This window comes from Ruegeria sp. ANG-R (genome assembly GCF_000813985.1).
GTDB lineage: Bacteria > Pseudomonadota > Alphaproteobacteria > Rhodobacterales > Rhodobacteraceae > Ruegeria.
Genome location: NZ_JWLJ01000001.1, coordinates 76,377 through 89,866, shown reverse-complemented (window position 1 = coordinate 89,866; position 13,490 = coordinate 76,377). Strand labels below are relative to the sequence as shown.

The 13,490-nt window shown below is 54.4% G+C and carries 15 protein-coding genes and 1 pseudogene; 7 read left to right on the top strand and 9 right to left on the bottom strand.

Translation table 11 applies throughout. From position 1 onward, the window contains the following. Nucleotides 1–87 precede the first annotated feature (87 nt). Entirely contained in the window at nucleotides 88–738 is a 651-nt protein-coding gene (locus tag RA27_RS00330) for a pyridoxamine 5'-phosphate oxidase family protein (protein WP_039533851.1), read from the bottom strand. Between the two features lie 60 nt (nucleotides 739–798). Between RA27_RS00330 and RA27_RS00325 the strand changes: the two genes are divergently transcribed. The 3 genes and pseudogenes from RA27_RS00325 to dmdA form a co-directional block, all read left to right on the top strand. Beyond that, nucleotides 799–2,229, top strand: a complete 1,431-nt coding sequence (locus RA27_RS00325; protein WP_039533847.1) for a PLP-dependent aminotransferase family protein — start codon at nucleotides 799–801, stop codon at nucleotides 2,227–2,229. Nucleotides 2,230–2,930: 701 nt separating this feature from the next. Beyond that, complete coding sequence (locus RA27_RS00320; protein ID WP_241484024.1) at nucleotides 2,931–3,710, top strand: AMP-binding protein; 780 nt, start codon at nucleotides 2,931–2,933, stop codon at nucleotides 3,708–3,710. 1 nt (nucleotide 3,711) lies between these two features. After that, nucleotides 3,712–3,825: pseudogene (gene dmdA, locus RA27_RS24630) on the top strand (dimethylsulfoniopropionate demethylase); the annotation flags it as partial. Nucleotides 3,826–3,871: 46 nt separating this feature from the next. Here the strand turns inward: dmdA and RA27_RS00315 are convergent. The 7 genes from RA27_RS00315 to RA27_RS24280 form a co-directional block, all read right to left on the bottom strand. Continuing rightward, nucleotides 3,872–4,930, bottom strand: a complete 1,059-nt coding sequence (locus RA27_RS00315; protein ID WP_039536747.1) for a ferredoxin--NADP reductase — start codon at nucleotides 4,928–4,930, stop codon at nucleotides 3,872–3,874. A gap of 12 nt (nucleotides 4,931–4,942) precedes the next feature. Next, the gene (locus RA27_RS00310; RefSeq protein WP_039533846.1) at nucleotides 4,943–5,416 is read right to left on the bottom strand and encodes a hypothetical protein; all 474 of its coding nucleotides are present in this window, start codon (nucleotides 5,414–5,416) and stop codon (nucleotides 4,943–4,945) included. Nucleotides 5,417–5,434: 18 nt separating this feature from the next. Continuing rightward, complete coding sequence (locus tag RA27_RS00305; RefSeq protein ID WP_152610614.1) at nucleotides 5,435–6,586, bottom strand: SRPBCC family protein; 1,152 nt, start codon at nucleotides 6,584–6,586, stop codon at nucleotides 5,435–5,437. Nucleotides 6,587–6,595: 9 nt separating this feature from the next. Continuing rightward, nucleotides 6,596–6,859: a hypothetical protein gene (locus RA27_RS00300; RefSeq protein WP_039533844.1), complete on the bottom strand. Its 264-nt coding sequence runs from the start codon at nucleotides 6,857–6,859 to the stop codon at nucleotides 6,596–6,598. Further along, on the bottom strand, nucleotides 6,856–7,446 hold the full coding sequence (locus RA27_RS00295) for a TetR/AcrR family transcriptional regulator (protein ID WP_039536743.1): 591 nt from the start codon (nucleotides 7,444–7,446) through the stop codon (nucleotides 6,856–6,858). The genes RA27_RS00300 and RA27_RS00295 overlap by 4 nt, the downstream gene beginning before the upstream one ends. 554 nt (nucleotides 7,447–8,000) lie before the next feature. Then, a complete protein-coding gene (locus RA27_RS00290; RefSeq protein ID WP_039533842.1) occupies nucleotides 8,001–8,357 on the bottom strand; it encodes a lyase family protein in 357 nt (118 codons plus the stop codon). A gap of 310 nt (nucleotides 8,358–8,667) precedes the next feature. Continuing rightward, complete coding sequence (locus RA27_RS24280; protein ID WP_193746446.1) at nucleotides 8,668–8,811, bottom strand: hypothetical protein; 144 nt, start codon at nucleotides 8,809–8,811, stop codon at nucleotides 8,668–8,670. A 259-nt stretch (nucleotides 8,812–9,070) separates the two neighbouring features. Between RA27_RS24280 and RA27_RS00285 the strand changes: the two genes are divergently transcribed. After that, a complete protein-coding gene (locus tag RA27_RS00285; protein WP_052265206.1) occupies nucleotides 9,071–9,502 on the top strand; it encodes a GNAT family N-acetyltransferase in 432 nt (143 codons plus the stop codon). A gap of 698 nt (nucleotides 9,503–10,200) precedes the next feature. Here RA27_RS00285 and RA27_RS00275 read toward each other — a convergent pair. Then, nucleotides 10,201–10,758, bottom strand: a complete 558-nt coding sequence (locus RA27_RS00275; protein ID WP_052265118.1) for a YceI family protein — start codon at nucleotides 10,756–10,758, stop codon at nucleotides 10,201–10,203. Between the two features lie 408 nt (nucleotides 10,759–11,166). Between RA27_RS00275 and RA27_RS00270 the strand changes: the two genes are divergently transcribed. The 3 genes from RA27_RS00270 to RA27_RS00260 are packed head-to-tail and all read left to right on the top strand — an operon-like array spanning nucleotide 11,167 to nucleotide 13,264. Continuing rightward, a complete protein-coding gene (locus RA27_RS00270) occupies nucleotides 11,167–11,637 on the top strand; it encodes a hypothetical protein (protein ID WP_152610613.1) in 471 nt (156 codons plus the stop codon). Continuing rightward, on the top strand, nucleotides 11,638–12,591 hold the full coding sequence (locus tag RA27_RS00265) for an ATP-binding protein (protein ID WP_052265117.1): 954 nt from the start codon (nucleotides 11,638–11,640) through the stop codon (nucleotides 12,589–12,591). After that, nucleotides 12,578–13,264 carry a response regulator gene (locus tag RA27_RS00260; protein ID WP_039533836.1) on the top strand — a complete coding sequence of 229 codons (687 nt, stop codon included), beginning with the start codon at nucleotides 12,578–12,580 and terminating at the stop codon, nucleotides 13,262–13,264. Before RA27_RS00265 ends, RA27_RS00260 begins: the two co-directional genes overlap by 14 nt. Nucleotides 13,265–13,490 lie beyond the last annotated feature (226 nt).

Genomic DNA, 13,490 nt, shown 5'->3' with positions numbered 1-13,490 from the left:
ACAAACTCCTGTTCCTTACCGCCTCAGTAAGCTGTATTTCGCGAAGACGTCGGCGGCTTCAACCCTCCTTACAAATACTGCCAAAAGTCAGTATTTGAAGGTGTTTACATGCTCGGGCACCATGACCTGAGGCAGATTTCGCTCGTCCGGGATTGGCGCACCAACTTCAGTTCGGACGGGGATAACCCCCGCCCATATCGGCAAAGCGTAGTCCGCCTCTTCATCGTTGGGACCGCCTGTGCGGATTTTGGCGCTGCCTTCACTGATCTGCATTCCCAAAACCATTGTAGCTTTCAGATCCTGATCATGATCGGGGCGCAGCCCCTCATAGCGACCTGGGAACAACCCATTCACGAAACGGGCCAGTTTCCGCAGCTTTTCTTCCGGATCTTCCACCTTGGCGGCAGTTCCAAACAAAGTGACTGACCGTGAATTCACGGAATGATGCATCCCGGAACGCGCTAAAACGAAGCCGTCCAAAATAGCAACACTGAGGCAGACCTCAGCATCGCGCGATTGGCGCAGTGCTCGGCTGGCGGATGAGCCATGCCAATAGACATGATCGCCCTCACGCCATTGCAGCGTCGGCGTCACGAAAGGTTTGCCATCAATGACATATCCGACGCTACACATAGGTTGCGCGTCAAGAATGGTGTTGATGGTTTCGCGGTCGAAATGCCCGCGCGCATGTGAACGACGCAGGCGCGACCGTTCGGTGACGGGGAGCGAGTTTGTCATGTCCGTAGTCCATTGTTTGTCTTGCTCCGCTTGGATTGAAGCAATAGTGGTAACTTGTGAATGTCCAATATTGATAAAAAATACCAGACCAATTTGAGTGGAGAACTCTTCGCTCTTTCGCTTGATCCGAAAGCAAAGCCAACCTTGCAGGCGCAATTGCTAGAGGGGTTGCGCCGCATCATTGTGTCTTCTCGCGCATATGCAGGTGCGCGGCTCCCAGCCAGCAGGATGCTCGCAGCCGAGTTGTCAGTTTCGCGCACGACGGTTCAAGCCGCTTACGATCAACTGATCAGCGAAGGGTATCTAATCACACGCCGAGGAAGCGGAACGTTTGTCGCCAAAAACGTAAGTCATCTCACACCGCCGCCCTCTCGACCCGTTTCTGATCAACCAATGATCAAGGCTTGGCAGCCCTTTCAGACCGGCCTGCCCGACACTTCACTCATGCCACATGCCCAATGGGCGCGGCACCTTGACCGAGCGTGGCGCAAACCGGAACCAGGCTTGTTGGCGCGGGCGGATTCATTGGGTTGGTATCCCCTGCGCATGGCAATCTCGGACCACCTTGCAACATGGCGGCATCTGAGCTGCGATCCAGAGCAAGTCATCATCACGTCTAGCGCATGGGAATCTCTGGAGATGATCGCTCGCGCATTCATTGGAGAAGGAAAATCGGTCACCATCGAGGACCCGTGTTGGCACAAGACCCGAGATGTCCTGAGAATGAATAGGTTACACGCCCAGCCTACTCGAATAGATCGCGACGGGTTAGATCCCGCGAGAATTCGACACGGATCTGCTGCGGCCATTGTTACACCCTCTCGACATTATCCGACAGGTCGCAATCTTCCGATGCCACGCCGAATTTCTCTACTGGATTGGGCAACCCAGTGTGGCAGCCTGATAATTGAAGACGACTACGATAGCGAGTTCCGGTATCAAGGACATCCCTTGCCATCCCTGTCCGGTCTCGATGGGTTGCAGCACACTTTGTACCTTGGGAGTTTCTCAAAGCTCATCAGTACCGCATTGCGGATCGGTTACCTGGTCGTTCCAAAGCATCTTGTTGGTACAGCCCGCGCCTACCTCGAACGGGTTGGGCCCCGCGCATCGCTTGTTCCACAACCGGCTTTGGCAGCATTCATGCAAAGCGGCGAGTTTGCGGTACACCTACGTAGGATGCGCCGCATCTATTCGCAGCGCCAATCTCATTTGATCTCTGAACTTCGGGTGGTCGATGATCTACTCGAGATCCAACCAGATGATGCCGGTATGCACTTGTGCTTGCCGTTTCGGCCCACCCTACTCCAGAAAACCACCGATCAAGACATCAGCAGCCAAGCACGCCGCTCAGGCCTTTCTGTCGGCGCACTGTCCGCACACTGCGTCTTGCCAAATAAACCTCAGGCGCTTTTGCTGGGCTATGCGGGATTTGCCCAAGAGGTTCTTTCCAAAGCTGTCCGCGTGCTAGAGGGTTTGCTGAGAGTTTGAAGCAAATAGAAAGCAGACCCTCTTTCTTTCCTTCACAATACCAAGATTTTCCCGATAGAACCCGTTGCAAAAATCCGGGGTAAACTCTGATGGTAGTCCAGATGCCTGAAGTTGGTTCGCCGCGCCCTTCCCTAACGGCCGTTTTTCTAGCACTGGCTTCTGGCCGAATTCTTTGAACTAACAAGATTCAACTTCTGCTTGGATTAAATCGAATCTCTTTTTGGACGAGAAATCCAATACTTCATGAAATCAGTAAGTTACGAATTCACCAGATTCAAATATTCACCGGACGCCACATTTCCCTTAATTGTTCCGTCCGGCATGAATCGCGACTTGTCCGGTTAGAAAGCCAACTTTTGTAGGCCAAGAACGCAACTTTCAGCGGGTTTGATAGTGGATTCTCGGCCTAGTTGGCTGATTTAATCACTTCCAAAAACGACCGCGGCGCATACGGCCTAGCGGCTTGGAAATCGGCACATGCGGCGGAAAGCAGACTTTTGCCGCACATGTGAGCTGACTAGTCTCTCAAACGCTAAGCAGACCTTCAATGATATCCATTTCGGCCTGAGGACACCCGTGGTTGATGGCCTTGCTTGGCGCAACTGTCGTATTTACCCGTGTTCCGGCGGCAGACCGTATTCTGGACGCGATCCGCAGCCATGGGGTGACTCATTTTTGGTGCGGCACCCATCGTGTTGCAAATGCTGGCCGAAGCTAGGAACGACGCGGCCCCCTTCGATCCTGCAATCCGCGTTTTAACGGCAGAGGCACCACCACCGCCTTCGGTGCTGGAAAAAACTCGCGCGATGGGGCTCGACGTGATGCAGGTCTACGGCCTGACTGAGACCTACGGCCATATCTCACAATGTCTTTGGCAGGATGATTGGGATCACCTTAGCCCAGCGGAGCAAGCCGAATTGCAAGCACAGCAAGGCATCGCCTTTCCGATGGTCGAAGAGGTTACGGTGATCGACCGTAGCAGCGGCGCACCTGTAGCACGCGATGGTGTTACACAGGGCGAAATCGCCATTCGAGGTAACACTGCGATGGCGGGGTATTACAAGGACGCCGTGGCCACGTCGAAAGCTTTTGAGGACGGTTGGTTCTGGTCCGGCGACGGCGCTGTCTTACATGAAAACGGCTATATCCAGATACGTGATCGGCTGAAAGACGTCATCATTTCTGGCGGCGAAAACATCTCTTCGGTCGAGGTCGAAGCAGTACTCTACCGCCATCATGCCGTGCAGGCCGCTGCCGTGGTTGCGATGCCCCACGAAAAATGGGCAGAAGTCCCTTGCGCCTTTGTCGAACTGCGCGAAGGTGCCGAGACAACGTCTGACGAGATCATAGCCTTCTGCCGAAACCATCTGGCCGGGTTCAAGGCCCCCAAAGCCGTCGTTTTCGAAACTCTTCCCAAAACCTCCACCGGTAAGATTCAGAAGTTCCAGCTTCGGGATCGCGCCAAAGCAATGGACCTTTGAGATGCGTCTGCTGTCCCAGTCTCGCCGCCTGCGCCAGACACCTTTTTCCGAGGGCGTCGAAGACAAGGGCGTTACCGCCTACACCGTCTACAACCGGATGCTGCTGCCGACGGTTCAGGCATATCGGCATCCTTTAATCTTAGGTTTTCAAGAATCTAAAGTTAGTCCTCAAACCTCAAGGCGATGCTTTTATGTGTGGCAATACTCTGGCAGGTCAGAATAAGCCCTTTCGATACGTCGGCGTCTTCAAGTGCCATGCGGTTCCTCATATGGACGGTCCCGCCTGTCAGCCTCGCTACGCAAGCACCACAGACTCCCGATTGACAGCTGAACGGTGGGTTTAATCCGGCTGACCGAACTGCTTCGAGAACGGTTTGACCAGCCTTGATCGGAACGTCTGTCGATGCTCCGTTCAGTTCTATCCGGGCCGTTGCAGCGACGCCCGACACACTCAGGTCGTCGTCCGCATCACCGCCGAAACTCTCTGAGTGAATGCGATTATTCGGGACGTCCATGTTGTTGAGTACAGTGCGGATATCTGCGTTCATGCTGCCCGGCCCGCAAATCCAATACTGGGTGTCTTGCGCGACCGGGGGTGCTTCGGAGATCGCCTCCTGAACGGTACCACTATCCAGCCGACCGGTGCGCCAGGGTGTAAACCAACTGAGCATGGCGGGACGAGACAATACATGCCGTACAGTGAATCGTTGCGGGTATTGCGCTTGCAACTGCTCCAGTTCGTCCTTGAAAAGGATATTGTTCGCGTTGGAATTCCCGAAGATCAGATGCGCCGAGGAATGCGGCTCGTGCGCGAGTACAGCATTGACCATCGCGTAAAGCGGCGTGATGCCACTGCCTGCGCCAAAGAAATAGTGGGTCCGGCGTTTCAAAGCTCCGGGTTGAAGCGCGAAGTGTCCGAACGGGGGCATGACATCGACCGTGTCGCCTGCCTTGAGGGTGTCACCCACGTGGTTCGAGACGATCCCGCCTTTAACGCGTTTGACAGTTATACGCAGCGCGGACCCGGGCGGGTTCGAGATGGTGTAGCTGCGCCTGTGCTCCTCTGTGTCGATCAGAAGCCTGACCGTCAGATGTTGCCCGGCCGTCCATCGGAACAAATCTGTTATCGAGGACGGAATGTCGAAGATAACACTGGTGGCCGCGCCGCCGATTTCCTTGCGGATTTCGGATACGGTCAGCGGATGAAAATCACGTTGCATCAGCGAGCCCAATCATCGGTAATCGTAAGTTGTTGTCAAAGACCGGATCACGTTTCCACCCAGGTAGGTTTCAAAGACAAACGCGTCGGTCTGACGCATCTTTCCAGCGTATCCCTGCCATTCGTAGTCCACCTGGCTCACCGCAGTGACATACTGGATGTCTGCCTCGGAGCGCGCAGTCATCCGAGGCTCAGATCGTGCGGTTTCCGAGTACCCCTCCAAAGCCTTGGTGAGGTCGGCATCTTCCGCATCGGCGCTATCAGCGATCCGATATGAAAAGCTATCATCCTCCTGACCCGGCCCGTATTTAAGAACGACCCGGTGCGTGGCCTCGGGGTGCCAATTGCCCCATGTGGCCAACAGGCTCTGTTCATCCTGGGCCTGCAGAATGCGCGCCGCGATGTCCTCAGGGGCGTCCGCCTGCGCCGTCAGCACCAAAGCCGAGGCGACTGCAACACCGATCACGGTGGCTTGGGCTGGTTTCATGATCCGTCTCCGCATCGTTCAATCGTCTTGCATGAACGCAAGCACAGCCTTCTGGTGCTGGGTGATCGGGCTTTCGCCGACACTGGCTGGACCGATTTCAAGATACGGGCTTTTCAGAGACTTCTGCTGTTGTTCGCAAGCATAGATATCCTCGGTCGTGAAATCCCCGGATGCCATTGGGTCGTCTTCGCCAGTGGCGTCATCCCCTCGGTATTTTGCACCGCCAAAATCCTTCCAGAAGCCCCAGCTTTTCCACTGTTGTTTCTGAAACGCCCAGTCCGATACGTTGGCGAGCTTTGTGCGGTTCTCGATCCGTGTCAGATCGGGCGCCAATGGAGTGATAATGAACAGGTTCCAGCTTTCCTCGCTGGCTCCAATCCCGATCCCGGGAAACAACATTGGAACCCATGCGCCGACATGCGGTTCAGGGATCGTACGCGGCATTGGCAGGTTGGCTTCATGGTCTTTGGCGTACTCCGCTGAAGGGGGCTCCCAAAAGTGATAGTGTGGACCCTTCCAACCGTATTCGGCCTTGGCATGGTCATACATGTGCAGCGTGTTCGAATGCAGATGGCTCAGGTGGTAGACGTCGATGTAGTTCTCAACGACGATCTTCCAGTTGGCCTTGATCTCATAACTATTGCGCCCTTCGGCGTACTCGACCAGTTCTTCGGGCTTGTGCGGACCGAGCAAAGGATCAACCTCTCCGAACCATTCCGCCAAAGTTGGCGCGTCTGGGTCAGGGTGCACAAACATCATGCCGCGCCAAACGTCGACGCTCGCAGGCTTGAGCCCCAAGCAGGACTTATCGACACCGTCAGGGAACTCGGACGTCTCATCAGGGACCGAGATAAGGTTACCTTCCAAGTCATAGGTCCAGTCATGATACGGGCAGGTCAATGCCTTTTGCGTCTTGCCGACCGCCCGGATCAGCTGGGTGCCCCGATGGCGACAGATATTGTGAAAAGCACGCAGGCGGTGGTCACGACCCATGACAATGAACAGGTTGTTCAAACCTGCCTGAACTGAAATGTAGTGCCCCGGACCTTCGATGTCCTCAACCAGTCCCGCGAACCTCCAGGTGCGCGAGAAGATCAGGCGTTGTTCCCGGTCGAACCAGTCCTGCGAGGTATAGGCCCCGACCGGCAAATGGTGGTACATTTTCGTCATCTCAGTTCCTCAGGCAAGCAGATAGGCGTATTGGGGAAACAGGCTGGCGGCGATCATCATCAATCCCGACAAAGCCCAGAGGCAGACTATGGCCCAGTAAAGCAGCGGGTCGTCGTCTCGGTTGATCTCGAAGACCAGAAAGGCCTGCCCATTTAGAATTGTCGGAATGATCCACCAGATAAAGAGCAACCCCCAAACCCAGTAGAACCCAAAAACAGCGGCAGTCAGCAGGATGGGCAGAGCAATGTAGTTCGCGGTTCTGGCACGGCTCATGAGCTTGCCTCCAGTGTGGAAGCCAGCAAAGACGCCGCCAATTTCAATTCCGCTCGCCAGACTTTGGGCGGGTCGAGTGGCGACAGGGCGTCCATGCTGACGAAGATCGCGGACATACCCTGCGTTACTGCGCGAATGCTGGTATCCGGCGCGTTGGGGGTGGCACGCCTCAGGATATCCTCGACCACATCGAAAAAGTCCGTGAGGCTGTCCATTAGATCTTGTCTAAGCTCCGGACGATCCGGAACAGCGGTCACCAAGGCCTGATAGGCCAGCATCAACCGTGGATCAGTCCCGCTATCTCCGGCAAATAGTGCTTCCACAAGGTCAGACGGTGTTGCTCCGCTTGGCAGGGCCTGTCGCAGCCCTTCCAACGCTTCAGCGAAACCTGCAACGACGTATTTCGCTAAGGCGGCTACCATTTCGTCCTTGTTTCCAAGGTAGTGACGAAGAAGTGGACGCTTGACGCCAGCCACCTCGGCAATCCGTTCTTGTGTTGCACCGTCGAGCCCGAACCGCGCCACACATGTGAGATACGCCTCCAAAATTTCTTGGGATCTTTGGTCTTTCAACGAAGGTCGTGGCATATTGGCCCCATAAGCTGTCATTATTGATAAATAACGATATGCGCCAATTTGTCAATAATGACAATTTACTTTTCTCATCTTAAGGACAACCATCCGTTATCGGCTGCGACATAGGAGGCGAGACTATGCGTGGGAGGCATTCGAGTGAGGGCCGCCTGCCACCAATCTCTGCATCACGCCGGAACCCACGGCCAGCGACTTCAGCATGTGACCTGACCACTGCAACGCGCCCTAAGTCGGAAGAAACGTCTCGGGCACAACGACCCACTCTCCAATCCGGACACCTCCGGATCGCTTATGTTCGTGCAGGGTTATTCCCCAATCTGCTCAGCGCGTTGGCGCCCCAAGCGAGCAACCGCCACACCGAATTCTGATGCCCGTTGATTTCTTCTGTGTTTCGTTGCCGAGGATGCACCTTTGCCAGGCTCACGCACTTCGGCGAATTCACCAATGTCAGACGATGAAAGCTGATTGACATTGTGCGCGATTTTGCAAAGCGTCCCGCATAGAGCACCGAAAACTATGACGATGTCGGCCACGCCGTCACGCGCATTCTACCAATGTGGTTCGACCACGTTCGAACCCAGTGAAGTTGCACCCCCCTGTTTAACCTGCTGGCCTGTGCCGTTTTCATATCCGCGCAGATCACCCACGGGACCGCTGATCTGAACATTAAAGCCACGTCCCGCTGTTGCATCCAACGCCGGAACCCTGAGCTCCAACTCGGATCGCCAGACCTTGAATTTCGATGCCAAGTAGATCGGAACAGCGTGTTGGCCGTTGGTGCGGCTCATGATCGTCATATCCTGACAGGCCGCGATGTAGCCATCGATCAAAGCCAAGACTGCAGTAATACTGCTTTGGACATGGTTGAGCCCGAGCTTCATCTGCAAGACCATCGCGGTGTCCATAATGTCCTACGTTGTCGCGCGGAAATGAGCATGGGACGCATAATAATCCAACAGCAATCCGCGCAACTGCCGGACCAGCCCAATGATTGGGCGGCCAAAAAGCATCATCTCGGCTTGTAACTCGGCTTGATTCAGATCGCAGATTGAAACCGCTTGGATCGCCCCCGCAGCCTCGGCCGGGATCAGATCGAGGCTCGGCTGACGCTCAGCAAGGACCTGTTCGGTCTTGAGCTAGGCCGAAATCGTGGCATGTTCCGACCAGATTGCGCGCATTTCGGTGTTGGAAAAACAGTCCCGGTAGATACCATAGTCAAGCATCTTCCAGCTCTCCCGCTACGATCCGGCGTTCCCTTAGGATTCCACGAATACGGAACGCGGTGGCGGCGACCCCTATGACCAAGAACGCCAGCGCGATTGGGCGCTCGACAAAGATCATCGCACCACCTTCGGACATCAGCAGTGACTGCCGGAAGGTCTCTTCAGCGCCTTTGAATGCGTGCTATGCGGAGGACAACGTTCTATTTCGCTACATCTACGCAAATGACCGCTTCCGGAAATCATGGAATGCGAAAGACGGCAGTTTCGCTAGTGCCACGAACGTATGAATTTGGCGGAATGATCGACGTCGAAGTCAACGATAGGAAGCGAATGTCGACGGCGAGAACAAAGCTGCCTTCCAATAAGAACCTTGCTATTCGGAGTTCATGTCGAACATGATCAAGATTGCCCCCCTGAGACCAAGTTCAAGTCAGCTTGAAAGGTTGGCCATTGAGGCAAAAGAGCAAGGTTATGCATTTGTTGGACGCCTGATCAATGAAGCCAAATCTGGCACCAACAATTTCGATAAAACAGGCGAGTGCTTTCTTGGCGTGTTCATTGACGAGGTATTAGTTGGATGTGGTGGGGTCAACGTCGACCCCTTCACTGATCAAGACATTGGACGTCTCCGTCATATTTACGTTCTGAAAGCTTACAGAAGAAAAGGAATCGCCAGTAAATTGGTCAAACAACTCCTGAACCATAGCAAAACCCCGTTTACTTCTGTCAGACTTCGCACGCCTGATCAAAATGCAAACGCGTTCTATGAAGCCATTGGTTTCTTCCGGGTCAGCCATGAATATGCAACTCATACTATCGAGACGTGATATCTAGACGTGTGACCCTCATTGACGCCAGGGACCGCTTTACGGACAAACCCCGCTTTCGCTGCACGTGTTTCAATGACCGCAATTTCGTCAACTAAGTCAAAGCGTCTTTTGCCCAACCCACAAACGATTTGACGAGTGCAGACTTTTCATGTTTTCGCCAGACAGCCTTGTGCTGAACCTGCTTGGAAACCTGCCCGCTGTCATTGCTTGGCTTGCTGTTTTGAACAAGAGCATCAGAGGAGTGATCATCATCGCGAGGATCAACAGCCGGGCAGCCCATTCACCGGTCGGGTGAACCAGTAGGTGGAAAATTCTGGGTTCGGTCGAGGCGACGACCTCGTAGGTCCAAAAAACGGTGGCAGGCTTAGCAATACCCATAGCCAATAAGGTGAAGAACGGTTCAACACAGTCGGCCTCCGATATGACGGGGACCACACATGAACGGTGAGGATGATCATCGACAACACGCGGCTCGTTTGGTCAGAGGGAAGACGGAATGACTTCTAGGACGCCAAGAGTGCATCGCGCTTACTGTTTAACGAAACCAATGGATGTTTCCGTCGGCGCGGCAGGCGTTTTTCCAGGGAATTGATTTTGGCGCGTTACCTATCAGAAAGAATGAGCCTGTCGCTGCCGAATGCATCTGAAAGGCTGGGTGCACGGGGCACCAAACCTTCCTCGTGTCTTAGCGAAGATTATTCCTGAATCTGCAACTCTGTGTTGATGACAAGCTCCATCTCTCCGACCGGGAATGGCCCAACGCCAAAGGCTTTCGGATATTCGATGGTGCCGGTGGCCGAGAAGGCAACCCAGTGACCCGCGTATTCGGCAAACACGCCGCCCTGCGGATGTTCATCATCAAAGGTCAGAGTCGTACTCAGGGTGATTGGCAAGGTCACGTCACGAATGGTCAGATCGCCTGTGACTTCGGCAGTCTTTTCACCGGTCAAGGTGATCTGCGTGCTTTCAAAAGTTGCTTCCGGCAGACTCGCCGCATCGAAAAAGTCCGGCTCTTTCAAATGTTCGTCCAGCATCGGGACACCGGTCGAAACGCTGTTAATGTCGATTTTGACCGATATCGTCGATGCGGTCAGATCATCGCGGTCCAGAACAAGCGTGCCATCAACCTTGTGAAATTCGCCGGACTGGTTTGACATCCCGCTATGGTTCCAGCCAAAGCGCAGCTCGGTATGGGTCGGGTCGGCTTTGTAGACTTCCTGCGCGCTGACCTGAGCACCTCCCAGAGAAGTCACGGCGACGCCCAGGCCGCACCCAACGACGCTTGTTTGGCGAAACCACCCAGACGCGATGGGGTGCGGGTGGCCTGTTCATGTTTTTGCATATCCATAATGTGTTCCTGTCTCATTGGAATCTGGTAAGTCTTGAAACGTGTTTGAAATAAGAATGTGCAGGAAATTTGCAGGCCAGGGTTATTTTCCAAGCATGGACAAGCACGGGCAATCCGCGCGAAGTGGGCACAGTGTCTTAGCCTCAATCAGAAGTTTTCCAGTCGGATATTCATTGCTCTCATTGCATTTCAGGGACTTTTCCACCGCCTGTCTGGTAGTCACATCTGAGCGGAAAAACCTTGCAATTGATCTTTGATGGAATCTCGCAAAGTTACTGCACAATTCGCCGTCACAAGCGATAGCATGAATGACATGACACGCTCTCTTACGGCTCAATTCTTCTTTGCCTTCGTGGCCTCATCCATGTTCATCATCGCCATGCTGGCGGCGGCAGTGATTTGGTCGATGCACGATGGTTTTGCCCGCTATCTTCTGCATGAAGAGTTGGGGATGTTTGCGGGCATGGCTGAAACTCTTGGGCAGCGCTATGACCCTGAGAACCCCCATTGGCCCGATCTGACAAGCGACCCGAATGCCTGGCAGGACTTCGTTGCCGAACATTACGCCCATCCAAAGATTGAAGAGAATGACACAGGTCTGGGCGAGACAGTTGGCGGGCCTCCATCGTTGGAAGCGAAGCTGTTTCTGCTGAATCAAGATGGGGCCGAAATCATCGCGCCACAGATCCGCGGTGATGTTGTCGAGACATTGCCGATACTATTGCCCGGACAAAAGGAAGCTCCGGTCGGGTGGGTCGGACTTTCTTCTGTAGCCGATGTTTAAGTGGATACCACCAGTTTCTTTTTGCGAGGCCAGCATCGCAACCTCTTTTTCGTCTTCATCGGGGCGCTGTTGCTTTCGGTTGTCTCGGCGCTGTTGTTGGGACGCAGGTTGGTGAATCCTATCCGGAAACTTGCCGCGGGTGCACGTCGCATGTCCGGCGGTGATCTGAGCGTGCGGATCACCAATGACCGGCACGATGAGTTAGGTGAGTTAATTGATGATACCAACGCAATGGCACACAATCTTGAAAAGGCCCGAGCGGCAGAGAAGCAGTGGATATCCGACACGTCGCACGAATTGCAAACACCGTTGGCGATCTTGCGGGCTCAGGTCGAGGCAATTCAGGATGGGATCGAGTCTGCAGATGCGCGGACACTGGCGCTGATGCACGACGCGGTGATGCGATTGTCGCAATTGGTGGAAGATATCAAGACGTTGTCATTCGCGGGTGAAGGTCAGATGTTGACTGCTGGTATCGCCGCCCCGTTGGACATGTCTGAGGTGCTGCACGAACAGGTTCGCAGTGCCGAAGCGCGGCTGAAAGCGGCTGGGATTCAAATCGATTTGCAGTTTGAAAACAATACCTTCGTCACCGGCAATGCCAAGCGCCTTACACAGGTGATCGACAATATAATTGAAAACTCCTGTCGCTACACCGACGCGCCAGGTCGGTTGTGCATTCGCGGCTGGTCAGATCAAGGTCAAGTTTTCCTGCAATTCGACGACAGCTCTCCCGGCCCGGCGACCGATACAATCGAACAGATCGTTGAGCGGTTCTACCGCGCCGAGACGTCACGCTCACGCGCGCATGGCGGGTCAGGGCTGGGCTTGGCGATTTGCAGAGCCATCATCCTGGCGCATCACGGAACGATCTCGGCCGGAGCTTCACCGCTCGGGGGGTTGCAGGTTTTGATTGGACTGCCAGCAAGGGAAGACAAACATGGCCGCGCGTGAATGCATCGTCATTGTCGAGGATGAAACAGCGTTGGCAGGTATCCTCCGAAAGTATCTGGAAAACGCCGGGTTCGAAGTAACGCATATTTCAGAAGGCACGGATGCAGTGAAGCACATCGCCCGGATAGATCCGTCGCTGGTTGTGCTTGATCTCATGCTGCCCGGCAAAGATGGTGTGTCCATCTGCCGCGAGCTGCGCAGCACCAGCGACGTGCCGATCATCATGGAAACCGCAAAAACCGAAGAAATCGACCGGCTACTGGGTCTTGAGATCGGTGCCGATGATTATCTTTGCAAACCGTTTTCCCCCCGCGAAATGGTTGCCCGCGTCAAAGCAGTGCTTCGCCGCAGCCGCGCTCGGACTAGGAATCTAACGCAGGAGCGGGTTCGGGTGGATCCAGATCGCCGCGTTGTCTCGCTCGACGGGAGAGACCTTCACCTGACGCGGCGCGAATTCCAATTGTTTCAGGTTCTGCATCGTCATCCAGGGCGCATTTATTCCCGCGGTCAACTTTTGGATATGGCGTACTCTGATGACGTGGAAGTCTTTGATCGGACAATCGACAGTCATGTTCAAAACATCAGAATGAAGGCGAGAGCGCTCCAGCAGGATTGGGAGCCCATCCGGTCTTCTTATGGCGTGGGGTATTCATATGATGAGATCCCGAATTGAACCTTTTGGCCAACGTCCTTTCGGCATTGAAATCGTCCGGGCACATGACAGGATTATGCGCGAGCAATGAGTTCGTTTGCATCTCGATTTCTATGATTTGGCGAATGTCAGCATTTCAAGCAACTATCATCACCAAGCTTTCGTACGCACAAAGCGGAGAAAGCTTGTCTGGAAAGGCTTAATAGACACTTCCAAGTGTTGCGTTTTCCGGCAGAGATGGAAACCG

What these genes read in the sequence shown, in the direction of transcription:
- RA27_RS00310 (WP_039533846.1), bottom strand. Translation starts at nt 5,416, where the DNA reads ATGAAACCAGCCCAAGCCACCGTGATCGGTGTTGCAGTCGCCTCGGCT.
- RA27_RS24280 (WP_193746446.1), bottom strand. Translation starts at nt 8,811, where the DNA reads ATGTCCGAAGGTGGTGCGATGATCTTTGTCGAGCGCCCAATCGCGCTG.
- RA27_RS00285 (WP_052265206.1), top strand. Translation starts at nt 9,071, where the DNA reads ATGATCAAGATTGCCCCCCTGAGACCAAGTTCAAGTCAGCTTGAAAGG.
- RA27_RS00330 (WP_039533851.1), bottom strand. Translation starts at nt 738, where the DNA reads ATGACAAACTCGCTCCCCGTCACCGAACGGTCGCGCCTGCGTCGTTCA.
- RA27_RS00325 (WP_039533847.1), top strand. Translation starts at nt 799, where the DNA reads ATGTCCAATATTGATAAAAAATACCAGACCAATTTGAGTGGAGAACTC.
- RA27_RS00315 (WP_039536747.1), bottom strand. Translation starts at nt 4,930, where the DNA reads ATGCAACGTGATTTTCATCCGCTGACCGTATCCGAAATCCGCAAGGAA.
- RA27_RS00260 (WP_039533836.1), top strand. Translation starts at nt 12,578, where the DNA reads ATGGCCGCGCGTGAATGCATCGTCATTGTCGAGGATGAAACAGCGTTG.
- RA27_RS00270 (WP_152610613.1), top strand. Translation starts at nt 11,167, where the DNA reads ATGACACGCTCTCTTACGGCTCAATTCTTCTTTGCCTTCGTGGCCTCA.
- RA27_RS00320 (WP_241484024.1), top strand. Translation starts at nt 2,931, where the DNA reads ATGCTGGCCGAAGCTAGGAACGACGCGGCCCCCTTCGATCCTGCAATC.
- RA27_RS00305 (WP_152610614.1), bottom strand. Translation starts at nt 6,586, where the DNA reads ATGACGAAAATGTACCACCATTTGCCGGTCGGGGCCTATACCTCGCAG.
- RA27_RS00290 (WP_039533842.1), bottom strand. Translation starts at nt 8,357, where the DNA reads ATGGACACCGCGATGGTCTTGCAGATGAAGCTCGGGCTCAACCATGTC.
- RA27_RS00300 (WP_039533844.1), bottom strand. Translation starts at nt 6,859, where the DNA reads ATGAGCCGTGCCAGAACCGCGAACTACATTGCTCTGCCCATCCTGCTG.
- RA27_RS00295 (WP_039536743.1), bottom strand. Translation starts at nt 7,446, where the DNA reads ATGCCACGACCTTCGTTGAAAGACCAAAGATCCCAAGAAATTTTGGAG.